Here is a 22773-nt window from a genome sequence, read left to right on the forward strand (position 1 = left end):
CTGCCATCTTGAAAATATTCGCCGTCATCGGCTCTTGGACATCGACTTTTCTTCCGGATTGACGTTGATTTCTGGAGCCAATGAAAGCGGGAAAAGCTCACTTGTGGAGGCGATGCATCGAGGCTTTTTTCTCAAGGCCACAGCTAGCGGATCGCTAGTAGAAGCGTTGCGCTCTAATCTTTTTCCAGGTCACCCCCTCATTGAACTTTCTTTTGAAGCAAAAGGTGCGATCTGGTCGTTGAGCAAACGCTTTAGTGGTCAGAGTGGCAGCGTAAGGCTTGATGGAACCGGGCAAGAAGTTCCACTCAGCGGTTCTGCGGCAGAAGAGCTCCTAGCAAAACTTCTCGGAGTTGATGAGATCGTTGGCAGTCGTCAGGCAGCGCGAGTCCTTCCGAGTCGATGGGCTCATCTCTGGGTGTTACAGGGACTCGCTGGCCAGAATCTTTTAGATCAAGGACCCCAGCATTACGACCTCAATGGGTTGATGCAGCAATTGGAGCAACGGGCAGAAGTGTCTTTGCAATCACCTCTTGATCAAAAGGTGAGTAGGGAGCTGGAGGCTCTTGTGGAAGCCACTTTCACGAGTCGAGGGGTTCGTCGTAACTCACTTCTTTGGCAATGTCAGCAACAACGAGAGAGAGCGGAAGATGCTCTTAAAACTGCTGAACTGCAACGCGACAGCTTTGAATCCACCAGTGCAGAGTTGGATCAACTTGAACATGAGCTTGATTTGCTCACGTCAAACCGCAAACCTGCCCTCAAGAAGCGACGTTTCGAGTTGCAAACGCAACAGGAGCAGACCCGCCAGGACGAAGCTGCTCTGCTCCTTTATCGACAGCAGCTCGAACCTCTTCAACTGCGAAAGAAACAACTGCAAAGCGTCCTTCATGCCAATCATCAAATCCACAATGAATTTCTCCTCTGCCAGAAGAATCTTGAGGATGGCAGTGAGCAGCAGACTCTGCTTAAGCACAGCCTTAGTGAGACCAAAAAGCAGATTGAGACCACACAGCAAAAGCTCGATGATCTGGATCAACAACGATCGGACTGGGAATTAAGGGGTCTGCACATGAGACGGTTAGAAGAACTCACACAGCTCAAGCTTCAACGCGAATCCCTCCAACGACAGCACAACGAGCAACAACGCTTGCGCAAACAATCCCAAACACTGCAAATTCAACTCGATGCACTGCCTGATCTTGGTGTGGCTAACTTGCAGCGTCTTCGTGATTGTTATGACCAAGTCAAAGGATGTTCTATTCGCATTGAAACGATGGCATCTGAATTCAATCTAGAACGTGCAGATCAGCCTGTACTTGTCGATGGTTTTCCCTTGAAGGAGGGTGAGAAGAGACGCCTTATATCAAGCTTCACCGTGAATGTTGGTGATGGAGTTTGCTTCCATATTAATCCTGGCCAAGGTACGGGAATTGAAGAACTAAAACGTGACCATGAGAGGCATCTTCTGAAGTACACGGAGACCCTGAAGGCTTGGCAAGTGAAATCTTTGGAGGAAGCCGAACAAAAGATTAATCACAGGAATCAGTTGAGTCAGCAATTGAATCTTATCAACGAACAACTCAATGGATGTCAAGATGGACATGATGGAAATATAAGCCTATCTCTACAGAAAAAACAACTTGAAAATCGTCAGCAAGAACTTGAACAAGAGATGACCTCAGAATCAGAACTTTCAAAGCTAGATGATAGTTTATTCTCTAATGATGGAAGCTTGAATAAACTTCTTGATCTCGATACCATTCGCGTTGAGCTTAAGCGATATCGCCAGAGCTACAGAACCATTAGTGAGTCAATTAAGGTGATCAAGTTGCGACTTCAGCAGCTGCATAGAGAAGAGTATGAGCAAGACAAGAACTTACAGAAGCTTACACTTTCGCTTGAGGTGTTAAGTGCAAAACAAATCGAACGAAAACAACATATGAAATCTCTTTTGGCTGAACATGGTCCTGAACCAGAGATTGAGGAAAAACTACTGAAACTTAATCAATCACTGATTCATTTGGGACAGAAAGTTTCTGATTTGGAACAACAGCTCGGAAAACAAACTCTACAAGCCATCAAGTCAGCTCTTGCAGAGTTGGATGCCCAAGAAAAACGTTTGCAGGAACATTTACAGCTGCTTAGCGGACAACGAGGAGCTCTGCGTGAACGCTGCGAAGGGCTTGGAAGCCTTGAACCTTATGCTGCTCTTGAGGAAGCCCGCGTAAATTTCAATCAGGCTAAGCTGGAGGAGCGTGAACAATTGATGCTTGCTCATGCACAGCAAAGACTCTTAAAATCATTTCAACAAGCACAAGCTGAACTATCAAATCGATATACGACTCCACTTAGTCAGGCAATTTGTTCTTACTTAGAGCCCTTGCTTGGCAACCAAAATTATCGTTGTCACCTTAATTTCGATCCTCATGATGGATTTCGAGAATTAGGCCTTCGACGTGACGGTCAAAACGTACAATTTCGAGATTTAAGTGGCGGCATGAAGGAACAGCTCAATGGGGCTCTTCGTCTTTCGATCGCAGATGCCCTCAAAGGAGGACATGGCGACTGTTTGCCAATTCTGTTTGATGATGCTTTTACCAATACTGATCCAGATCGCATCGAGACAGTGCTCAGGATGATGACCCAGGCGGTAAACCGAGGCCTTCAGGTGATTGTGCTCAGTTGCGACCCAACCCCTTATGAAACAATTGCTGATAAGACTATTTACTTGCCAAGTCCTTAATTGACTCAGACTTATAATCTGATAAGTAGATCAGCTAGCTTGCTCATGATTCAAATCAATGGATATTTGCTTTCAATTCAGCAGATGTTTTGAAATTACTTGTGATCTGCTGGGGAATCCTACTTATAGGCTTGTCTCGATTACATTCATCGCTCTGAGATAAGCTGGTGTCTTGTCCACTGCCTCCGAATCATTAAGGAATGAATCATCTCGGATTGCACGACGCCCATTGTCGGCAATCACTGCATTAACGATGAGATCAATGGCCTCTGGGTTGTCAAGATTTTGAAGAGCTTCGGCATATCTGCGGCTATGGGTTGGTCTGACAGATTCCTGGCAGTAATTAGTGAGTTCACGGCTTTCTGTCATCACAGAATAAGCAACTCCTTTGCTGGACTGATTTCCATAGATAGACATGTATAAAAGATTCACCATCGATGAATCATGCAGAGGAATAGAGTAATTACGAACAATCTGTGGCCAATAACGCAGAGACTTCAAGCCTTCTAACCCTCCCTTTTGTAGCCCATCAGATTCACACCATTCTTCAAATTCTTCCATTTGATGAGGGCAGCGCTTTTCTTCCTTCATCTTTTTAGCGAGTACTTGCCCAGCTTGAAAGTTACGCGTTGGTTTGCCACAAACCGGAAGCATCATGCTGCCCCTAACATCTGCAACCATGGCAGTAAGTTGTGCAAAGGTGTGATCTCGCACCTTTTCCATCTCCCCATCTCGAGCCAATGCGGCTTCAATGCGCTGCACTCCGTAACCAAGCTCAGTTAATGAAAATGGTTGTTGATTGTAGAGCCCATGACGATCATTTCTACACATCGATACTGTGGCAGCTTGATCAAGACACTGATCTAAAAGTAAGGTCAGCAGAGTTGGAAGTACGCCTGGATTATCATGGTGATATGTATAACCAAACCCAGCAAATATTGATGCCATATTTTTTGTTGCTTTGATATATTGCCCTTCAATATTGTGAACACCTGACGATACCTGGATATTTGGTGACAATCGATCCAGCATTCGAGCTCCAAGCATCGCTGTCAGTGCATTTGGATGGCAGAAGTTGGCCGTGAAGCTATCAAACGGATTTCGCAATGCTCCATGGCGGTGAAATCCTGAGAAGAACGCTAGATTTGGTTGCTTTTCACATAGGACATATGATTCATTATTGATCTGGTTATGAGAGAAGGAACCGGCCAGACAAGCTAGAACAACCTGTTCTCGTTTCATCTCCTCACGTAGTCGACAAGCTTCCTCAAGGTCTAGCTCTACATGGTTGCTGTTCGCACTGAGCACGACGAGTTCACAGCGTTCAATTAGATCAGCCAGTGTGTTTGTGACACGAACTCCAGCTTTTACATGTGTGCCCATCTTGATAACAGATGCAACATGGGCCTCGTCCATTCCATCCAAAGAACCCTCTGGAAAGGCTCCCAGCAATTCTCGTTCTGGACGCGGGGCAAGCAATAAGCTGACACCAGCGGTTTGCATCGCACAGTTGTAAGCCAGTGAGGCTGGATAAAGCCCCACGCTGTAGAACCCGACATTGCCATTTTCAAGTGCTTTAATTCTGCTTTGAATCAACTCCGGATTTAGGGACTTGGTGAAAAAACTGTTGTTCATCACTTCTCCTTGCTTCTATGCAGATTTGTTGTTGTCTTCTTTAACCCTACGGATGCAGCTGATCTCAGGAAAATGGAAATTTGCATATCACCATATTAAAACGTTTAATCTCTATTATAAATCGAGCAGCTTCTGTTCAGATCGGACTGCTTTTGTGGCCTTTAGTTCAATCAGGATCTGCTCAACAAACAGCTGAACTTTCACCTCGCGCCAATACAGCTGCTCATTAGTCAGCAGGTGCTAGCCACTGTGTTTCCATGTCAGTGGCTTGGCCCATCGTGCTCAACGTGGGAAGGTGTGTAGACCCGGCCATAGCAACCAAACATGGGCCACATCGACCTCGATCAGCTTTTGGCTGAGATGGTCAGTGCTGAAGACCTCTTGATCGTTCAGGATCTTGACGGCGTTTGTATCCCTCTTGTCAAGGATCCTCTGACGAGAGTTTTGGATCCTGCCTACGTATGGGCAGCCAAAAGGCTTGAGGGGTCTTTCTCTGTTCTGACCAATGGAGAGCATGGCGGACATCGTGGAGTCAATTGTGTAGTCGAGAGGGCTTTGGGTGATCCCCAGCTGCCGGCTAAGCAGGGCCTCTACTTACCGGGATTAGCCGCAGGCGGAGTGCAACTGCAGAATTGTTATGGCGAGATCAGTCATCCCGGCATAAGTGATGCAGAAATTGCCTTTCTTGCTGCACTGCCTAGCCGAATGCAGACCTTGCTGGAACAGCGTCTCCCTGCATTGATTCCCCAGATCACCTCTGATGAGATCCAAACCCTCGCAAAGGTGTCAGTTCTTGATACAGAGCTATCGCCCACAATTCTCTTGAATGGCTTGTTTAGCCTGACTCCTGACGATGTTGGTATTCAGCAATCCCTGCAAATTATGCTGCAGGAGTTGATGAATGAATTGATTAATAGTGCAATAAGTGCTGGTTTGCCTAATTCGTTTTTTCTGCATATTGCTCCCAACATGGGCTGTGATGGACAACGGGAGAGGCTCAAGCCTGCTGCCCCTGGCGATGTAGGCACCACTGATATCCAGTTCATGCTCAAAGGTGCTGTCAAGGAAGCCGGATTATTGGTTTTGATTAACAAGCATATCGCTAAACACAAAGGCAAAGCTCCTCTCGGCAAAGACTTTGATGTGCGTTCAGCACCTAAGACTCATCAGGGATTGTTGGATCTCTGCCGCAAACATATTCCTGTTGATCAGATGCCACTTTTGATGGGTGTGGGTGATACGGTTACATCCAATCCATCTCCAGATGGAACTGGATGGTTACGTGGCGGAAGCGACCGCGGTTTTCTTACCTTGCTACAGGATTTAGGTGCAACTTATAACCGAACCAATCGAGTGGTTCTTGTCGATAGTAGTGGTGGTGAAGTATACCGACCCAGCTTGGCGGATGAACGTTTACAAGGGATCAGTGATCCTGAGGATCCCTTGCATTTTGATGTACTGGTTCCTAGCGGCCCCAGCACATACGTGGCTTGGTTTAGGTCACTTGCTGAACGTCGTTCAGCTCGTTGAATGCTGTAATTAGCAATCTTTGGTAGGCTTAAGATGAGACCATTCCTTCGTGCCTATTGGGCCTTAAGGGTGAGATTAGAGATAAGCACTAGAGTTCCTTCACCTTGATTGATTGTTTTTAACCATGTCTTTTTTAGAAAGAGATTCTTTTTAAGGTTAATCAGTTTTTAGTGTAAATATACATTACTGCCTGTTGGTGCCTCTTGGGAAGCACGGCATTGAGACCTGCCCTACACTTCGAGTATTTTACATCCTCTTTGCAGCATGATTGATCGTCTTGGTATTTATCTCTCTTGATCGATAAAGCAAGAGTTGGAACGTAAATGTTGTACAGACTTGAGCTCAAATGTAGCAAGCATAGGATGTCTTGTGAATGTTTTATTGTGATCTCTTTGCTCTTGTGCTAGTGGATGAGTACTTCAATAAAGAGCTCCCGTTGAACGTAAGTAAAGTATTGTACTTCTGTTAAGTCGTCTCGCTAAAAGTTATGTTTGCAAAGAATCATCAGTTTGTTTCGACATCAGCAATAATAACTAACTAAGTGGTTTGTTTGCCATTGGCTACGTCAGGATGATTGCACTCAAATGATTTCTGTGTTGCCTTCTCACGACACATCAACAACTGCGTTTCGATCTGAGGTTTTCCCGGAGCTGCATCGGGAAAACCTACGTACTTTGCAGGTCAACCTTGGTTACCGATGCAACCAGAGCTGTGCCCACTGCCATGTGAATGCAGGGCCGACCCGTCTGGAAATGATGGATCCCCAAACCATGGCCTTGATACCAAAGGTGTTGGATCAATACCAGCTGGAATGTCTTGACCTCACCGGTGGCGCTCCCGAGCTTCACCCAGGATTTAAGGATTTGGTCATTAAGGCCAGCTGTTTGGGTGTGGAGGTTATCGACCGTTGCAACCTAACCATCCTCACTGAGCCAGGCCAGGAAAACTTGGCGGCTTTTCTCGCAAAACATCGTGTCACTGTGGTGGCTTCTCTGCCTTGTTACGAGGCGGAGAATGTAGACCAACAACGTGGCAAAGGAGTGTTTGAACGCAGCCTTATTGGATTACGTCAGTTGAATCAACTTGGTTATGGGCAAAACGATGAGCAACTAATTCTCAACTTGATTTTTAACCCCCAGGGTCCTCAGCTGCCTCCTCCTCAAGCTCAACTAGAAGAGGCCTATCGTAAAGAGCTGAAACAACGTTATGGCATCGAATTCACCAGATTATTCACGATAGCGAACATGCCGATTCAACGTTTCGCTAAACAGTTGACCATGTCCGGCCAGCGAGAGAGTTATCAGCAGCTTTTAGAAGGTGCTCATAATCCCGATAATCTAAAAACGGTCATGTGCCGAAGCTTGATCAGTGTTAATTGGCAGGGCCAGCTTTTTGACTGTGATTTTAACCAGCAACTGAGTCTTCACCTTAAGGGGCCTGTTCAACACCTCAGGGACTTGCTGGATGTCGAAATTCAATGGCCTGGTCAACCAATCACTGTTGGACCTCATTGTTTTGGTTGCACTGCAGGCAATGGATCAAGTTGTGGCGGCGCCCTTCAATCTGAGGGAGAGATCGGTTAATCATTCAAGGCCCTGTGATCAAAGCTGATGATCAGCGCTCGATAGATTTACTGCTTGAATCTCTTATAAGGGAACCTTGCAACGTCTTGATCGCGACAAGTGAAGGTGCAAATAGGAACACTTTCTCGTCAATGCGCACATATTGTCCATCAAGCGCAGTCACAGCTCCAATCACAAAATCAATGGTGCGCCGGGCATGTTCCGGGTCCATCCGACAGATGTTGAGCAAAACCGTGCGCTGCTCGCGGACAGCCAAAACCGCTTCAAAGGCCTCTTCAAAAACCAATGGTTTGAACACGACGATCTCGTGCCACCAGTCAGCAAACGGTGAGACCATAGCCTCGATGCTTGTGGAGTTTTGGTGCAGTCGATGGGCCCGATCTAGCTCTCGCTCGCCAAAAACGAGCAAGAGGATTTTGTTGTGCATCCTTCAATCTGGATGCATCATGGATGGTGGAAATAATGGAGCTCATGGGCCGATCAGCTTCAACTACATTAAGTCGATCGCTACTGTTGATTGCTGCAACGACTGGATTGACAGTTTTAATGAGCGAAGTAGGGATCAACGCTGCTGAAACATCAGCGACTGAACCGAAGCAGGCGATGTTTAGAACTCAAGCTGAGGCAGAAGCTGCAGCCCCACAATTTGGTTGTAAGGGAGCCCATCAGATGGCTCAGATGTGGATGGTCTGTGACAAGCACGGCATTCAAATGGAGTCTCAACACAATCCATGAACACTGCTGATAAAACTGGCGATGACAAAGCATCAGCACACTGCGGGAGCAAACCGAAAAAGCTGGCTATTGGGATAGCTCCCTTAGGCACAATTTCGATCGGTATTGTTCCAATGGGAGTGGTTTGCATTGGTGTTGTTCCCATGGGTGTTGTTTCCATTGGGGTTGTGGCCATGGGGGTGATCAATGCTTCTGTCGTTGGGATGGGCTTGCTTTCTGTTGGTGTAAGCACCATGGGAGTGTGGACGGCAGGTCCATTAAGCATGGGCTTGGTGTCTTTGGGAGGGTCGGAGATTGAAAATTCCCATCAGAATCACCTTCCCGTGAGCGGCAAGTCTGCGGCGCAGACGGACCCTCGCTTGATGGCCTACCCCACTCAATTGGAGGCCGAAGCGAAGGCACGTGAGTTGGGATGCAAAGGCGCTCACCAGATGGGAACCCATTGGATGCCGTGTGATCAGCATTCTCAGCACTGATGTTTGTCATCAGCCATCAATGGACATTGGTTGTAGAGGGTCTCTGACAAGACGGACATAGAGCCCTTACATTCAAGGTTGACTCGATCAGTTGGAACCCGATCCGCTCAGCAGCAGAGCGTCCAGCTTCCAGTACTGGCTTGCTCTCAAACTCCTCAGTACGACCACAACACACGCACACCAAATGGTGATGATCAGGATGGTCGTGACTTGCTAATTCAAAGCGATGTCCGCCATCGCTTATTTCCAACTCGTGTAGAAAGCCCATCTCGACAAGCAAGCGCAGCGTGCGGTAGATCGTTGCTAAAGACACCTTCGAGTTTGCTTCTAGAAGTTGCCGATGCACTTCTTCAGCACTGAGGTGAATGCCAGAACCAATACTTTCAAAGAGATCAAGAACGCGGCGTCTTTGAGGCGTTAAACGTCGACCACCCTGATGCAAGCCAACCTCAAGTTGTCCATGGATACGGGCCAGGGACGAAGAAGTAGGCAAGGCCACCTCTGCAATGCATTTCTCAACAGTAACCGCTAATGAGAGTGATTGGCGCAATTGATGGTTTGAGATTCCTGCAAGCAAGGCAGCCTCTGAAGGTCGATCGCGTTGTTTCTTTAAAGTTGTTTGAGCCAAGCCAATCGTTGGTCCTTCTGTCTTTGTGGCAAGGCCTGATAGCGCTACTAGGCAGTTGTAGCCTCGCCTGCATGCACGATGATCGCTTCTTCGAGGCTAGGCCCCATCCCGCGAACTAAAAGGTCGGTGTAAGGCCAGATTGTTTGGTCCTTGATGACTTTTTCCACTGCCTGTTGATTGTTCCCTGTCCGCTGGCTGGGCCGTGACAGCTAGCACCTTGAAGTTGATCAAAGAGTGCTGATCCCTGTGGCCTAAAAGGTTGTGAGATGCTTTGTCTGTGGCATCTGCTGCGAGAGTCTGTGTGCAGTAGCTCAGCCCATCGAGATTTTCCCAACTGATGTCGGCAGGGCTGCGATCAGTAGCCATGGTGCTATCCGGCTCAGTTGCCGTTGTAAGTCCCATGTCGTCGAGGTAGGCGTTAGTGCTCTGTTGGTTCACACTGGTTGCAATCGCCTTCCAGCCAAATTGCACAATTCGCCATTCCCTATGGTTGTCGATCGTCAAAACGGGTCTACCAGGGATTCCGCTTATGGAAAAATTAGGTCAGTAGCAAACTACTCGTATATTTAAATTTTATTGAGTACAAATTGGTAAAATGTAATTGATTTTTTTGTCTATTTAGATTAATTGTTGTGATCATAAGTTTAGATGAAACTGTTAATGCTCTTTAGGTAACGATACTTGAGACCGATTATAATCCTGCAAACTTACTCATTGAGCATAGCTTTTCTGCATTAGGTGCCTAGCCTTAACTGAGTGAATTGAAACCACCATTAGAGTTTTAAATCTTGATCTGATGGCTAGGAGAATCTTTAATTCTCTTGCAAGTACGGGTTGTCATCGCCTGAACTCCGGCGACAAGGCTTACTGAAAATGTTTTGATCTCAAGGTTTACTTTGTTGATCTCATATTTGAAGTAATGACTGTTGCTTGTTTGAAGTCTAGCAACAACAATAACTGGTGAGGTTGATTCAACGATAAGTCTCTCGATGATATTTCTATCTTCTTCAGATGGTGCAAATGGATAACTTATCTCTACTAATAATTGTTCGGAGTCGACAATGTATATTTCCATATATGCTTTCCCTTCATAGATATAAGAGCACATGAGCTTGAGTGGAGTTGCCCTTACAGGCGCTATATGCATCAGGGCAACGAAACCAAAGGAGCCAATCACTAAAATGGACGTTTCAATCCAACTCATGGAAGTCAGGTTTGTACACCTCTTCAAAAAGGATGCAAGGCAATTTTGATTAGGTCTAATCATCAGCTCTCTAAGCACGTTTTGATGTTGATGGCTGGAAGGCTGATATTCCTTAAGACTAGCACCAGAGAAAAAAACAACGTATTAACATAAAATGTATCGGATAAGGGTATCATTTTGACCGCATATCTGCTCTCTCATGTCACGGACAGATTTGCTTACTCATCTATTAATAATTTAAAGATCCTTGCCAGATATTGGCGTACTTGATCTGTGCTTTTCAAAACATATCGTATAGTAATCTCATTTTAATCTTTTCTAATTCCAGTATTTATAATACTATTTCTACCTTTCCCCTTGGCATTGTCTGAAACTGATCCATTACTTGCTTGATGTTTGTAAGGTTTGCCTGCAATTGCATTACCTCCCCCAACAAGTTGTTATATTTAATGTCATAGAAATACATATAATTCTATGATTTTAAATCACTCACCCCATCTCAATAGATTGATTGACTCGTCTGCTTGATACATCCGGCACACCTATGTGGGCCTTCGACTACTCAGGAGTTCATGGATATACGCAATACTATTCAAGGAACGCATAAACGATCCCTTGGTCAGTGGAGGCCAGGGGATTTTTATTCTTTTGACGAATTAATCAGTTAAATGTATTCATTAGTTATTTAACAAGATTTCTTCTGACCAAGCCCTGAAGATTTAGAAGGGGGAAATCGTTTGAATTTTTTAGGATTGGGGTGTCATCTCACTGAGAGGGTCACTATGGTGTCTTTTTAGTCATTGCTTCATATGGCATACCGTCGCAAAATAACCAACGTCCTTCATGACTTCACTGAATTTATCAATCGCGGCAATGTCGTTGATCTAGCGGTCGCTGTTGTCGTAGGTGGTGCCTTCTCCAAGGTGGTGGATGCACTTGTCAAGTTGGTCACTATCGCTGCGATGGACCCTTTCCTTCGTAAACTTAAGGTAGAGACACTAAGTGACTTGCCCGGCGGATCCTTGCTGGTTGCAATAATCAATTTCTTGGTCATTGCCTTCGTGGTATTTGTTGTGGTGAGGGCTATCGAGCGCTTCAAACGCAAAGAAGAGGCTAAAGCTGCAGCAGGTCCAAATACCCAACAGCAATTAGCCGAAGCGGTTGAACGTTTAGCAATTGCACTGGAGAGACGTGAGCTTTGAGCTCATCAAACTCTTACACAACTAGTTTAGGCATTCTTAATGCACTGAAGCGCTTCTGCTTGATTGGCTGCCATTTTTGGTGTATTACCTGAGCATCCCTATGAACACAGATTATTCCGAAAACTTTTTTTCGGATTTATCGACTTCGTTTACTGATTCTCTTTTGCATAGGCCAATGTTGATGCAATCTAAAGACACAGCCCTTTTGATTATAGATGTGCAACAGAGATTGATACATGCTGTTGATGATCAGAAACAGATCGTTTGGAATATCAGGCGTCTGATTGATGCTGCGAATGTTCTGTGTATAGAGATGGCTGCAACGGAACAATATCCTCAAGGTCTTGGTCATACAATAGAACTAATTGCGAAAAGGATAGTACATAAGCCTTACCCAAAAATATCATTTAGTTGTGTTGGATGTGCAGAAATCCTTCATCAATTTAGGAAGTCTGGTATTAGTAAGATTCTTCTCTGCGGAATTGAGGCTCATGTTTGCGTCCTTCAAACAGCACTAGATCTAATCTCAAATGATTATCAGGTTTTTGTCGCTGTCGACGCAATTGGTAGTCGTAGGAGAATTGACTATGAGTTTGCATTAAGACGTATGGAGTCTGTTGGTGTGACTTTAACAACTACAGAATCAGTGATGTTTGAGTGGTGTCATCGAGCTGATAGAGTCGAATTTAAAACTATTAGTAAATTAGTAAAGGAGTGCCTATCAGAATGATAATCTCTAGCGTCACTTTACATTCACTAAGTCCAATGATCTCTAGAACTTATTATTAGCGCCTTTCTTGAGTTCAGACTATTTAACTGTGTGGCTATCGAGTTATAGCTTTACCTTTAACTAAAGATGATAGTTCTATTCTGTTTGATTGTACTGATTAATCTTACCAGCATTTTTGGGATGAATACAATACACCCTCATGCTCACTATTTATGTCTGCCAGCAAGTTGTGTCCAGATTCTTTTTTAAACGACAATTATTTTTAGAAGCTTAATCCATTAGAATTTATTAATTTGTTTGGCACATTGAATGCTTTCTATCAAGGCAGTACATCCACCTATGGCAATGCTGGTGTATTGCGTGAAAATAGGCTAGTGTTTACATCCTATTATGGCTCTTCAAGCTATTCTTGTTCATTCCACTGCCCAAGGTGGCACTATCCATAAATTTACTGCCAAGCAAGGAGAGCGTTTTCTAGGTTGTTATCTGGGAACTTGTAAATTCAGCAACAATATAGCTGAAGCAACAGCAGATTTGGCAAGCTTAGAGCCCTCAGTAAAAAAGTCAGAGTCCTAATTCGATAAATCTTTTGCTGCTTTTCTCTAACTAATTCCGATAGAACTAGACCAATACGAAACCTTCTAGACGTAATCATCCTGACTTACTATAGTTATAGTAAGCTTTAAATTAATGTTAGCCTTATTCATTTTGCTGGGCAATACGCTTTTGCATAAGATATACGAATTTAGCAATTCATCATGTGAAAAGATCCACTTTTTGAAAGTATTAGAGTATCTTCCATCGTTTAATCATTCTTAGATTATCAATGGCATATGCTGATTGATAAGCCTGACCATGTTAATTCTTGCCTATTCACTAGATCTATATTCTAAAGCATGATGATTTAAAGCGAACCCTTGCTTACTATGATTATTTACAATTTCCTATTGGCTTGCTGCTGCTTGCTTTGTTATTATTATTAAGTCTTTAGTGTATTGATAATCTTTTTTATTATTGAGTTTTTATGTCGAACAGTGTGATGAATTTTTATTCTCATTGCCTTCGCTGGCTTTAGATATCTTCTGTAGATCAGTTCTCTTTGCAAAAGCTTATAACCTGCTCTTTTTAAATATGCGTACTCATCTTTTTCACGTAGTATTGTTTGTTTATATTAAGCATCTTTTAGGTAATAGTATTGCCAGATCCGGATTCTTCTATTGCTTTTAAGCTTTGCTTTATAATTGGAATCGTAGGAAATTGCATAGGCAAGGAAAATTCTAATGCCTGTTTACAGATAATGCTTATGGATCAAACTTTTCTTGTTTTTGCTGGCTATCGATCAGCAGCTCATTTAATCTAGCTACAATCCTTAGATGGATAAGAATTGGTAATGCAACTACTTTCCAAAAAAAAATTAGCTTTACGTTGGTTGGTATGTCTTTTTTGTGGCTTACTGATCAGTCTGCTTTTTTTTCCTGCTTTTGCACAGATCTCGTTCGGGGCAACTGCAGCTCCTATCAGTAACCCGATGAACCGACCTGTATGGGACCTTAATAGACCTTGGCGATGTGGACGCCTTTACTGCAGCAGAGTTGTTTTTCCTGTTCGAATTCTTAGCCAGAACAACCGTCTCACTCTTGCTGCGCAGGCTTCAAATAATATCAGTCCACAGCAGGCAGCTCAGAACATTGAACAGCGAGCTCAATCTGTACAGTTAACTGTTAAATCTGTCAAAAATCGCCTTGTTAGTTTTTGGCGAGAGACCCAGTTGTCTGGTAAGACTTCTACTTACAGTTCACAACAAATCTATGATCCATGCTTCTGGTGGTTCTTACATCAGAAACCTATACATCCTCTTACTCCTGCAGTGGAAATCGGCACCCAAAATAAAGCCACAGTTATCTATTTGCCAGACAATCCAAAGTATCGTCTTTTTAAACAGACAGTAATTACTGTCACTGCTCCAGATGCTCAGCATGCAGGCATTGAGATCCCTCAGTTGGCGCAAGAGTGGCAGGAGAGAATAAGGATTAATTTTAGTGATCGCCTGTGGGGCCAAGAATTTTCCTCCTCCTTTCCTGGATTACGTGTTTTACTTTCTGTCGGCTTATTGTTAACAGGCCTTTTAGGCTTGTTTCTTCTCAAGACTATACGAGCTTCATTGCTCTCCATAAATCGTCGTTTATTGCTTAAACAGGAATCACTTGCAGAATCTTTTAAAGACGATGTCATGGCTGCTTATTCGGGAAACCTTATGTCGCTTTCCAGTAATGACGGATATGTTAATGATATCGATTCACTTGATCATTCTAAGGATTCATCTGTCGTCGATAATGTCAATGAGTCTGCAAAGCAACACCCTAATCAATCCATCGATAATCTTCCTCGATCCGCTGCTTATACTCACTCTTTATTGAACCAGACCCAGAACTTCTTAGAACTCGTTCTATTAGCAAGTAATTTCCTTCGAATCGCATTTTCTGTCTTAGTCTTGCTTTCTGCTACTGCTGTTTTTCCTTCAATGCGTATATACGCATTTATTGCCCTGCAGCAGTCGATTGCGATTCCTTTGATTTGGCTAGGTATCTTTATTTTGCGGCTTTTGGTTGTCATTATCATTGATTTTAATATTAACAATTGGATAAGGCGCGTTTCTAGCAGGGATGTTAGTTCGATGCGCTATACCCTTAGGGCAAGTACGTACTCTAAGGTTCTTAAAGGTGGAGCAACTGTAGTCACTATCTTTCTAGGTCTCGTTTTGACTTTGACAACAATAGGAGTCGACCGGTCTATTTTTACCAGTGCTGGGGTAATTGCTGTGGGCGTGGGTTTTCTTTCTCGAAATGTGCTGGAGGATATTCTTAACGGATTTCTTATCTTGGCTAGTGATCGTTTTGCAATAGGTGATGTCGTTACAATCGGCACCTTTGGTGGCTTTGTTGAAAATATGAATTTATTCAACACTCAACTTCGTGGTTCTGATGGTCAACTAACAACTCTGCCTAATAGCCAGATTCGAACCGTAGAGAACCTTACTAAGGATTGGTCACGAGTTAACTTTGAGATCAAGGTATCAGCTCGCGAGAATCTTCGCCATGTGCTCGATGTGGTTCGGCTTGTAGCCAATACCATGAGAGATGATAAGCAATGGAGTGATTATTTTCTTGATGATCCCGAGATCCTTGGGATTGATCAGGTTCAATCATCAGGTTGTTTAATCCGTGTTTGGATTAAAACTCAACCCTTGGCCCAGTGGAGTTTAGGCCGTGAGTTTAGGTTGCAGATTAAAGAAGCTTTTGACCGAGAGGGAATTACACTTGGTGCTCCTATTCAAAATGTGTTATTTTCCCGTCAAAAATGATTCACTCTAACTAAATCATATAAATTCTACATCGAAGTAATGTTCAGTCAGTTGTAGTATTTGCAGATGCAATGGTCTGATTCTTCTTCAAATGTTTAATTGCCAATCCCTCAATTTGTGGTCTAATAAATTTATTCCTTAAGAGTCTCCCTGTACTGATGAACTCGTGAAGGAACGATTCTTGTGTCTACATCGAGTTGTCTAATCCCAAACTCTTTTATTGAATCAAACAGGATTTTATTAATAGAGGTTACTTTTTCTTCTGTCAGTGTGCCTTCTGGGACATTGAGTACCAGATCTAGAACAGCACGATCTTCTTTTAAATTTACATACATATAACGGATCTGCATCTTCTGCTTAATTCCTGGTATTTTTATATTTGTTGCTCCTTGCTCTTGTTGAGTTGCCCCGATGGTTGAGAGTTCCATCTCAATCTTCTTTGTAACGAAGAACTTTCTTAACGAGGAATTTAGAGGGATGCAAATAAGAATGATCAGTGCTAACCATGCTAATAATGCAACCCATGAGCGCTTGATCGATCCATAGGACTGACTTAGAAAAGTCAGTGATGCGGCAAAGGTGATGCCTATAAGGTTGGCCAGAAAAAGTATGAACGACCCTGTAGCTACCTCATGGTTGAGCCCCCTTATTACCCCTCTAGCAAATCTGGCATTGATCTCTGGATCAAGCGTCAACCCAATGCCACTAACGCAAAGTGGAGGCACAAGCGCAACTGCGATTGCGACCCCAGCTATAGAACTCGCAATACGCTTGCGAGTTAGAGAAAAAGCACCAGCTGTTCCGGCCGCAATAGCCACTAGCAGGTCGATCAGATTTGGTGATGTACGAGCCAGTATCTCTGAGCCTAAGACTCTTATCGGCATGCACGCTGCTATTAAAGCAGCTGTGATAACAACGACACCTGTACCTATGATCAAGGTCACTAATGATCGTCGGATCAACAGGCTGCTTGCAATTGATATCCCATACGCCATGCTCAAGATTGGATTCATTAATGGAGCCACGATCATGGCTCCAATCACAACGGCAGTGTTGTTGGCAATCAGTCCAAAGGTTGCGATTATTGTTGATGTGATAAGTAAAACAAAGAAGCCAAAGGAAGGTAAAGAGTTAGCAATGCGTTCCTCATCAAGCACATCAATTGGAACAGGTTGTTCTAAAAAAATAGACCATTGTCCTGTTAGCAAGTCGAAGGCGCGATGCAAGGGATTCTTGCTCATTTTGTAATTAACTCGAACCTGGTTCTTTAAGGCTATGTTATCCCTGTTCAAGTTTCATCTTCTAGAAACTATTCAAAACATTTAACCAATTTGCTTGTTTTATTTGCCTATGTATCACCCTTCTTCTTTTTTGTAATAACAGATCTTGCATTCTCTTTCCGTTTTGAGGTTGTTATTTAGGCCGATTCTTTCTTTCTTCTGCTGACGAATGATATTTACTTTGCCCTCTATCATTTCGGCAATTTTGAAGCCAGACTATTTCATATTTGTAGTGATCAATTAAATTCAATTTTATCTATCTCTCTGCCTTTGAACCAATCTACCCTTTTAGCCTGTTCCTACAGGCATTAACATCTCCAGTTACAAAGTCTCTTTGACAATGTCCCCGAATCTCTTCGCTTAAATCTGTAGGTAGCTATTCACCAGTCTTTATAGTAAGTGAATTCCCTTTCATACTTTTAGCTGGCGTTAATTAGGCCAAACATCTCTTTTCGATTGGGTCTTGGTAGCTTGTCTTGACTGCTCGATACGTTTGCTCATGATTTATGTCTTGGGGCTTGTTGATCTGGTTGCACAAGTGGGTCATCAACCCGCTGAAAACCTGTCGAGGGCCATCCAGATGTCTGTTGCGCCAGTTTTCTTGCTCGCAGGTATTGGAGGTTTGCTGGTAGTTCTCAATAGCCGATTGGTTCGCATTATTGATCGTTCTCGTGCGCTTCAAGCTTTGACCCAGAGCCGGGATACACCTGTCTCATCCGAGCGTGAGAGCAAAACAGAGTTACAAGCATTGAAGAGGCGCATGGCGTTGGTGATGAAAGCGATTGAACTTCTCACCATCACGATTCTATTGGTTGCACTGGTTGTAGCTGTTGTCTTTATCAGTGTGGTCACTCAACTTGATCTTGCCTTACTTGTGGTGCCTTTGTTCGTTATGGCGATGGTATGCCTAATGGCAGCGGCCCTTCTCTTTCAACGCGAGGTGCAGTTGGCCACTACTCAGGTTAGACGATGGTTTTAAGCCTTTTTCTAATTATGTTTTAACGAAAGCCTTTTTTTGTTGGCAGTTGATTTGTTGTTGAGATTGACTCTGGTTGAGCGCAGGTCAAGCCTTGGGCCAACGCTTGGTTGTAATGAACTGGGCAGTAGTTGTTCTGGTAAGACTTGAAGGCCATCGAGTTCAATAGTGGTCTCTACAAGTTCGCCCTGTTGACTGAAAAGGTCGAGCAAGGTGATGGTCTGTTGTGGGGGGGTTCTGTCGTTGAGTCTTTGACGGGGCCCACTACCCATGCAACCGAGACTAAGCAGATTGACGGAACCCACATGGCTCGGATACCAGGCGTGATGGTGGCCACTAATGTATAGATGTACATTTTTGCGCTGAAGCAGTTTCTGCAGACGTTCTGGTTCGTGTAGCACTTCGCCTGCACGATCGCGTCCCTTTGAAATCGCATAAGGCGGCAGATGGCCCATCATCATTCGCAACTTTGCCTGGCGAGCTCCTGATCCGTCTAGCTGGCTCTCGGCCCAGGCCCAGTCATCCGCTGAGATGTTGGCCGAAGAGGCATCAACAACTAGCAAGAAGATTTCTCCATGACGAATGCTGTATCGGAAAGGGAATTGATGGGCATCAACAAATGTGAGTCCAAGTGATCCTTGGCGAGTACGCCAGAACTTTTGAGCATGCAGACGATCGAGCTCAAACACATATCGCGAATGTGTGCGGCTGTTTGATGCATCATGGTTGCCCATGGTTGGAGCGAAAGACTCTTCTACAGTTCTTAGGGGCTGCAGTATCTGCTCATCAAAGGCAGACCACATTGCATCGAGCTGGTTTGAAGTGAGCCCGAGCTTCTGTCCCGCAACCATATCGCCTGCGCAAAGGACAAGATCGGGTTGCAGTTTGATTAAAAGCTCAAGGCCACGATGAACTTGAGACACGTAGCTGGTTGATCCGTAACTTGAGTTGAGGTCGCTGATCAGTGCGATTCGCTGATCTCCCCTTGGCAGCTCAGACAAGAGAGACTTTGACGGAGCACTGACCAGGTTTGCGGCAAGGGCCCTATGAAGAAACAAGCTGGCCATTCCTGCTCCGCTAAGGCTTAGGAAGTCTCGGCGGTTAAGGGACATAGCGTTGAGGATCAGGCCGTTGTTTGGTCATTCTGGCTTGATAGCGCAAGCTTGTATTTGCCGTTCAACCTTCGCTTCTCTCTCTAGTTAACCCTTTTGCTCCACATTGCCCCGCTGACGAGCACGATCGGCCAGTTAGTGGAGAGGTGCAAGCGATTTCTCTACAGATAAATATAATATTTCAACGATTTCTTTGCTCGACTTAGAGGTGAATTTTTTGTTATTGAAGCTCTTATCGGTGCCTAATTTCCACTCCTGCTCCAATCATATGAATGGATTGCTCGTAGTTGCATAGTCACTTGTTTCGTTATTTATCGTACTGTTGGAGCCTGTTTTCTTGGAGGCTTTCTTGTCAATCGAGTCTTTTTTAAAAACTGTTTAGTGAAGGATAAAGACTATTGCCAGGACTGTGGAGTGGCTGGCAATTTATGATTTTTGTTAGACTTGTGCAGATTATAATTCTCTGCAGATCCATTTTAGGGTGATCAACTTTTAATCTTTTGTCTTTCTTTTCTAAATTTCGATGATGACTTTGTTGCTAGCTAGGGTTTGGAGTATGGGTCGTTGTTGCTAAACCAAGTCTTGTAAGTCGTAGCTCCAGTTCCTGTATGCTGATCTTTTCACGGATTGATTGGATACGTGGTGTGGCCAAAGGCTGTACTGCACCAGTCGTACCAGAAAAAGATTGGCGCATAGAAAGGATTTTTGGGAAGCTATAGCTCTTAAGTCTATGCTTATTTGCGCAAATGTATCTTAAGAAAATATTAATATCGTAGTCTTGTCTGGGACAACCCTATCTCTCCTCAAGCCTTCTGTCAGTGGCATTCAGTGGTCTGGCTGTGAAGTCTGAACAGCTTCTTGTTGTTTTCTTTGGATAGGGTTGTTGATCACATGGCGATTCAACGCTTTTAATCGCGTAAGGGATAAGGGCTTTTGTGTGCGCTAGTGATATGGAGAGTAAGAGCACTAAAAATCAGATCAAATTGGCCTATCCATAGCGATTATTGCGACCTATGCCCCAATCTTGACCAGGTATGATTTTCTTGAAGCTGGTTCCAGCGCTTTTGGCGTCTCAGCTTTGATTGTTGAGTAAATATACCCAGCTTGTGGGCTGTTCTGGGCTTGGGTTGCTTCAGTCGACTCTTGCGTTGAGCGACTTGTCGTCGATTTCAACGGGTTTGAGGAGAGTGAAGTCATTGATGGCCGCGGCAATCGTCATTCGAGAGCCTCTATGCGTTAAATCCTTTGCATTGAAATCGTTTTGCTGGGGGGCACCAGCACTGTGCTCTGCTGTTGGCTTTATCCCCCTAAAGAACTGCTGCAGAGTGTTCCTGTTCTTAAAGCTGACAGTGGAGGTTGAGACAGTCGTCCAGTTGCTTCTCTCGATGGTCCATCAAGGTGTCAAGCCATCTCGCTGCTTCGACGGGAGCAACCGTGCGATCTCGCAGGAAGTTGCAGATCAAGCGATAAAGCGGGCCTGCATCGGTCTCGACTCTTATTTGCTCATCTAGCGCTAGAAGCTGCTCAGGTGTACTGCAAGAACGAAGTTGATCCACGATGGCTTCGCGCATTCTGTTGATCATCATTGCCGGCAAAGTTACGCATGTCCTCATCCTGCCATCTCATGCCGCTTTCTTTGCACCGATAACGGCTGCCTAAGGGGCTCTGAATTGTTCCTTGTTATGGCAGCTTGCTGATATGGCTTGATTTTCGGCTAATAGGCCTTCCATTTCAAGACATACAGAAAGGATGAATAGCCTCTACATTTATCCGCCGGCTTCTGTTCCCTGCTTTAGCATCGACATTGAAAGATCATCTGAGTATTGCGGTGGATGCAACGCCAAAGGACAATTCAGAAGCCAACGATCGGATCTCTCCACGCGAGAAAAAGCTTGGCATAGCCGTTTCTGTCTCAGTATTTGCTTTGAATGCTTTAGTGGTACTGATCTTGATACTGGATCGCACGGTACCCTCGTTTCACCAGCTTTTGATGGGTATTTTGGATTGGATTAACTCACTGTGATTCAGAATCTTGTTGGATATTCGGGTGATTTCCTTCAGGCTTAACTGAATCCTTATGCAGTCGACGTGCCTTTTCATAGTCATGGCCTCATGTCCAAACGCTAAGGATCTATTTGGCGGCTTGCTCAGGCTTTGCTACCAACAGGGAAACTCGTCCTATTAGTGATGGATCAAATTCTCCAATTTCCATGTTTGGTGTCTTCGGCTTAATTTGCTTGGTTGGACTTGAAGACCTGACAAAGGAACTTGCAAATTCTAACTTCACTAAATTCACCTAATGCCTTTACCTTCAGAACTCGCTTGGTTAATTCCAGTGTTGCCTTTGGCAGGTGCATGCTTTGTAGGATTTTTGTTGATCAGTTTCAAGCTCACCATGAACCGGTTGAGTAAGCCGGTTTCATTCCTGTTAGTTAGCTGTGTTGGTGCAGCAGCTGTACTCAGTTACGCCCTTCTGGCGGAACAAAGGGCTGGAACTGCTGCCAGTATGGTGATCTTCGACTTGCCAGGCTTAACTGATCTCAATTTACAGATTGGTTTTGTTGTAGATGGCATTAGTACCGAGATGCTTGCACTGATTAGCACTGCAGGAATGTTGTTGATGTTGTCCGCACATATTTATATGGTGGGCAAAAAAAACTATGTGAGTTTTTTTACTTATCTAGGCTTTTTTACTAGTGCCTTATTAGGTCTAGCCCTAAGTCCAAACCTATTAGAGATGTTTGTCTTTTGGCTGCTGGTTGGGATCTCTTCATACCTTCTAGTTGGTTTTTGGTACGACACCAATGGCTCTTCCAAAACAACCCAAAAGATTTTCCTGGTAGACCGTGTTGGTGACGTTGCTTTTCTACTTGGTAGTCTTGGTTTGTTCTGGGTGACCAGAAGTTTTGGATTTGATGAAAGTGGCCCCCTTCTCGAAGAAGCGATTATCAGCGGTAAGCTTTCAAATCCAACGACTCTTCTCCTTTGCTTCCTTATTATTATGGGACCAATTGCAAAACTAATAGAGTTTCCATTGTATATCTGGCGGCCTGATGTGTTGAAAACACCCGTTCCTGTCTCGGCTCTCATTCATGCAACAACCTTAGTTGCCGCAGGTGTTTTTGTCGTTGCCAGGCTTGAACCAGTTTTGGCTGCTGGAGCTAGGGCCTTGCCTGGAACGGTTTTGGCCAATTTATTTGTTTGAGTCATTATATTTAGTTTGCAGGGAGAGAGTATTGATAGTGATTAAGGTTATCCGTAAGAAAGATGATCAAGTCTTTAAGATCGAGGTTACAGAGAAGTAGATGTAGCAATCTCGATGCTTTTATCGAATGCATTTGCAGCTAATAACCTTAATGATATTATGGCTTAGAATAGTGCATCTATTTGCGAATCTTGGTTTTAATACTACGCACCTTTCTACTTTGCTTATTAGCTAAAGATTAGCTGAGTTTACTTATTTCATTTGTTCGATAGGGTCCGTGGAGATGCTTTGCCAGCACTATTCATAACTGAGACTGTAACGCTAATTGTATGAATATTATCAAAACTAGTGCTTTATCAAGTGAGCCTGCCGT

At 44.2% G+C, this 22773-nt stretch carries 20 protein-coding genes; 11 read left to right on the top strand and 9 right to left on the bottom strand.

All coding sequences use genetic code 11. The annotated features are described in order from the left end of the window. Positions 1–34: 34 nt before the first annotated feature. Entirely contained in the window at positions 35–2743 is a 2709-nt protein-coding gene (locus SIB79_RS04840) for an AAA family ATPase (protein ID WP_413681157.1), read from the top strand. A 123-nt stretch (positions 2744–2866) separates the two neighbouring features. Here SIB79_RS04840 and SIB79_RS04845 read toward each other — a convergent pair whose 3' ends face one another. Then, a complete protein-coding gene (locus SIB79_RS04845) occupies positions 2867–4378 on the bottom strand; it encodes a hypothetical protein (RefSeq protein ID WP_063404076.1) in 1512 nt (503 codons plus the stop codon). A 324-nt stretch (positions 4379–4702) separates the two neighbouring features. Between SIB79_RS04845 and stpA the strand changes: the two genes are divergently transcribed. Then, on the top strand, positions 4703–5908 hold the full coding sequence (gene stpA / locus SIB79_RS04850) for a glucosylglycerol 3-phosphatase (RefSeq protein ID WP_063404075.1): 1206 nt from the start codon (positions 4703–4705) through the stop codon (positions 5906–5908). Positions 5909–6492: 584 nt separating this feature from the next. Then, positions 6493–7491: an arsenosugar biosynthesis radical SAM (seleno)protein ArsS gene (gene arsS, locus SIB79_RS04855; protein ID WP_063404074.1), complete on the top strand. Its 999-nt coding sequence runs from the start codon at positions 6493–6495 to the stop codon at positions 7489–7491. Between the two features lie 31 nt (positions 7492–7522). Here arsS and SIB79_RS04860 read toward each other — a convergent pair whose 3' ends face one another. Beyond that, positions 7523–7918: a cell division protein SepF gene (locus tag SIB79_RS04860; protein WP_081215681.1), complete on the bottom strand. Its 396-nt coding sequence runs from the start codon at positions 7916–7918 to the stop codon at positions 7523–7525. Positions 7919–7953: 35 nt separating this feature from the next. On the opposite strand from SIB79_RS04860, the gene SIB79_RS04865 reads away from it, so the two are divergent. Next, entirely contained in the window at positions 7954–8226 is a 273-nt protein-coding gene (locus SIB79_RS04865; RefSeq protein WP_236072676.1) for a DUF3721 domain-containing protein, read from the top strand. After that, positions 8223–8702 (top strand): hypothetical protein, encoded by a 480-nt coding sequence (locus SIB79_RS04870; RefSeq protein WP_063404073.1) that lies wholly within the window; start codon positions 8223–8225, stop codon positions 8700–8702. Before SIB79_RS04865 ends, SIB79_RS04870 begins: the two co-directional genes overlap by 4 nt. Positions 8703–8718: 16 nt before the next feature. Here the strand turns inward: SIB79_RS04870 and SIB79_RS04875 are convergent, their stop codons facing one another. The 3 genes from SIB79_RS04875 to SIB79_RS04885 form a co-directional block, all read right to left on the bottom strand. Continuing rightward, positions 8719–9201 carry a Fur family transcriptional regulator gene (locus tag SIB79_RS04875; protein ID WP_413681174.1) on the bottom strand — a complete coding sequence of 161 codons (483 nt, stop codon included), beginning with the start codon at positions 9199–9201 and terminating at the stop codon, positions 8719–8721. Between the two features lie 225 nt (positions 9202–9426). After that, positions 9427–9834 carry a hypothetical protein gene (locus SIB79_RS04880; RefSeq protein WP_074161348.1) on the bottom strand — a complete coding sequence of 136 codons (408 nt, stop codon included), beginning with the start codon at positions 9832–9834 and terminating at the stop codon, positions 9427–9429. 277 nt (positions 9835–10111) lie between these two features. Beyond that, the gene (locus SIB79_RS04885; RefSeq protein WP_236072675.1) at positions 10112–10534 is read right to left on the bottom strand and encodes a hypothetical protein; all 423 of its coding nucleotides are present in this window, start codon (positions 10532–10534) and stop codon (positions 10112–10114) included. Positions 10535–11343: 809 nt separating this feature from the next. Between SIB79_RS04885 and mscL the strand changes: the two genes are divergently transcribed. The 3 genes from mscL to SIB79_RS04900 all read left to right on the top strand — a co-directional run bounded on the left by mscL (position 11344) and on the right by SIB79_RS04900 (position 15827). Further along, on the top strand, positions 11344–11736 hold the full coding sequence (gene mscL, locus SIB79_RS04890; RefSeq protein WP_063404070.1) for a large conductance mechanosensitive channel protein MscL: 393 nt from the start codon (positions 11344–11346) through the stop codon (positions 11734–11736). Between the two features lie 100 nt (positions 11737–11836). Next, on the top strand, positions 11837–12466 hold the full coding sequence (locus SIB79_RS04895) for an isochorismatase family protein (RefSeq protein WP_236072674.1): 630 nt from the start codon (positions 11837–11839) through the stop codon (positions 12464–12466). A 1390-nt stretch (positions 12467–13856) separates the two neighbouring features. Next, positions 13857–15827, top strand: coding sequence for a mechanosensitive ion channel family protein (locus SIB79_RS04900; protein WP_063404067.1), 1971 nt, complete (start codon positions 13857–13859; stop codon positions 15825–15827). Positions 15828–15958: 131 nt separating this feature from the next. Here the strand turns inward: SIB79_RS04900 and SIB79_RS04905 are convergent, their stop codons facing one another. Then, entirely contained in the window at positions 15959–17068 is a 1110-nt protein-coding gene (locus tag SIB79_RS04905) for a DUF389 domain-containing protein (protein ID WP_063404148.1), read from the bottom strand. 619 nt (positions 17069–17687) lie between these two features. Between SIB79_RS04905 and SIB79_RS04910 the strand changes: the two genes are divergently transcribed. Next, entirely contained in the window at positions 17688–18086 is a 399-nt protein-coding gene (locus SIB79_RS04910; RefSeq protein WP_063404147.1) for a DUF2721 domain-containing protein, read from the top strand. A gap of 8 nt (positions 18087–18094) precedes the next feature. On the opposite strand, the gene SIB79_RS04915 is transcribed toward SIB79_RS04910, so the two are convergent. The 3 genes from SIB79_RS04915 to SIB79_RS04925 all read right to left on the bottom strand — a co-directional run bounded on the left by SIB79_RS04915 (position 18095) and on the right by SIB79_RS04925 (position 20781). Continuing rightward, the gene (locus SIB79_RS04915) at positions 18095–19195 is read right to left on the bottom strand and encodes a metallophosphoesterase family protein (RefSeq protein ID WP_063404066.1); all 1101 of its coding nucleotides are present in this window, start codon (positions 19193–19195) and stop codon (positions 18095–18097) included. 538 nt (positions 19196–19733) lie between these two features. Beyond that, the gene (locus SIB79_RS04920; protein ID WP_196757635.1) at positions 19734–19889 is read right to left on the bottom strand and encodes a hypothetical protein; all 156 of its coding nucleotides are present in this window, start codon (positions 19887–19889) and stop codon (positions 19734–19736) included. A 643-nt stretch (positions 19890–20532) separates the two neighbouring features. Further along, positions 20533–20781, bottom strand: coding sequence for a hypothetical protein (locus SIB79_RS04925; protein WP_236066112.1), 249 nt, complete (start codon positions 20779–20781; stop codon positions 20533–20535). Positions 20782–20999: 218 nt separating this feature from the next. Between SIB79_RS04925 and SIB79_RS04930 the strand changes: the two genes are divergently transcribed. After that, positions 21000–21218 carry a hypothetical protein gene (locus SIB79_RS04930; RefSeq protein ID WP_063404064.1) on the top strand — a complete coding sequence of 73 codons (219 nt, stop codon included), beginning with the start codon at positions 21000–21002 and terminating at the stop codon, positions 21216–21218. A gap of 312 nt (positions 21219–21530) precedes the next feature. Next, positions 21531–22400 (top strand): proton-conducting transporter membrane subunit, encoded by an 870-nt coding sequence (locus SIB79_RS04935; RefSeq protein WP_413681158.1) that lies wholly within the window; start codon positions 21531–21533, stop codon positions 22398–22400. Positions 22401–22773: the final 373 nt, after the last annotated feature.

It is taken from the genome of Prochlorococcus sp. MIT 1342 (genome assembly GCF_047304495.1).
GTDB classification, from domain to species: domain Bacteria; phylum Cyanobacteriota; class Cyanobacteriia; order PCC-6307; family Cyanobiaceae; genus Prochlorococcus; species Prochlorococcus marinus_D.

Coding starts and splice junctions, on each gene's coding strand:
- SIB79_RS04845 (WP_063404076.1), bottom strand. CDS start 4,378: ATGAACAACAGTTTTTTCACCAAGTCCCTAAATCCGGAGTTGATTCAA.
- stpA (WP_063404075.1), top strand. CDS start 4,703: ATGGGCCACATCGACCTCGATCAGCTTTTGGCTGAGATGGTCAGTGCT.
- arsS (WP_063404074.1), top strand. CDS start 6,493: ATGATTTCTGTGTTGCCTTCTCACGACACATCAACAACTGCGTTTCGA.
- SIB79_RS04860 (WP_081215681.1), bottom strand. CDS start 7,918: ATGCACAACAAAATCCTCTTGCTCGTTTTTGGCGAGCGAGAGCTAGAT.
- SIB79_RS04865 (WP_236072676.1), top strand. CDS start 7,954: ATGGAGCTCATGGGCCGATCAGCTTCAACTACATTAAGTCGATCGCTA.
- SIB79_RS04870 (WP_063404073.1), top strand. CDS start 8,223: ATGAACACTGCTGATAAAACTGGCGATGACAAAGCATCAGCACACTGC.
- SIB79_RS04885 (WP_236072675.1), bottom strand. CDS start 10,534: ATGAGTTGGATTGAAACGTCCATTTTAGTGATTGGCTCCTTTGGTTTC.
- mscL (WP_063404070.1), top strand. CDS start 11,344: ATGGCATACCGTCGCAAAATAACCAACGTCCTTCATGACTTCACTGAA.
- SIB79_RS04895 (WP_236072674.1), top strand. CDS start 11,837: ATGAACACAGATTATTCCGAAAACTTTTTTTCGGATTTATCGACTTCG.
- SIB79_RS04900 (WP_063404067.1), top strand. CDS start 13,857: ATGCAACTACTTTCCAAAAAAAAATTAGCTTTACGTTGGTTGGTATGT.
- SIB79_RS04905 (WP_063404148.1), bottom strand. CDS start 17,068: ATGAGCAAGAATCCCTTGCATCGCGCCTTCGACTTGCTAACAGGACAA.
- SIB79_RS04910 (WP_063404147.1), top strand. CDS start 17,688: ATGTCTGTTGCGCCAGTTTTCTTGCTCGCAGGTATTGGAGGTTTGCTG.
- SIB79_RS04915 (WP_063404066.1), bottom strand. CDS start 19,195: ATGTCCCTTAACCGCCGAGACTTCCTAAGCCTTAGCGGAGCAGGAATG.
- SIB79_RS04920 (WP_196757635.1), bottom strand. CDS start 19,889: ATGCGCCAATCTTTTTCTGGTACGACTGGTGCAGTACAGCCTTTGGCC.
- SIB79_RS04925 (WP_236066112.1), bottom strand. CDS start 20,781: ATGATGATCAACAGAATGCGCGAAGCCATCGTGGATCAACTTCGTTCT.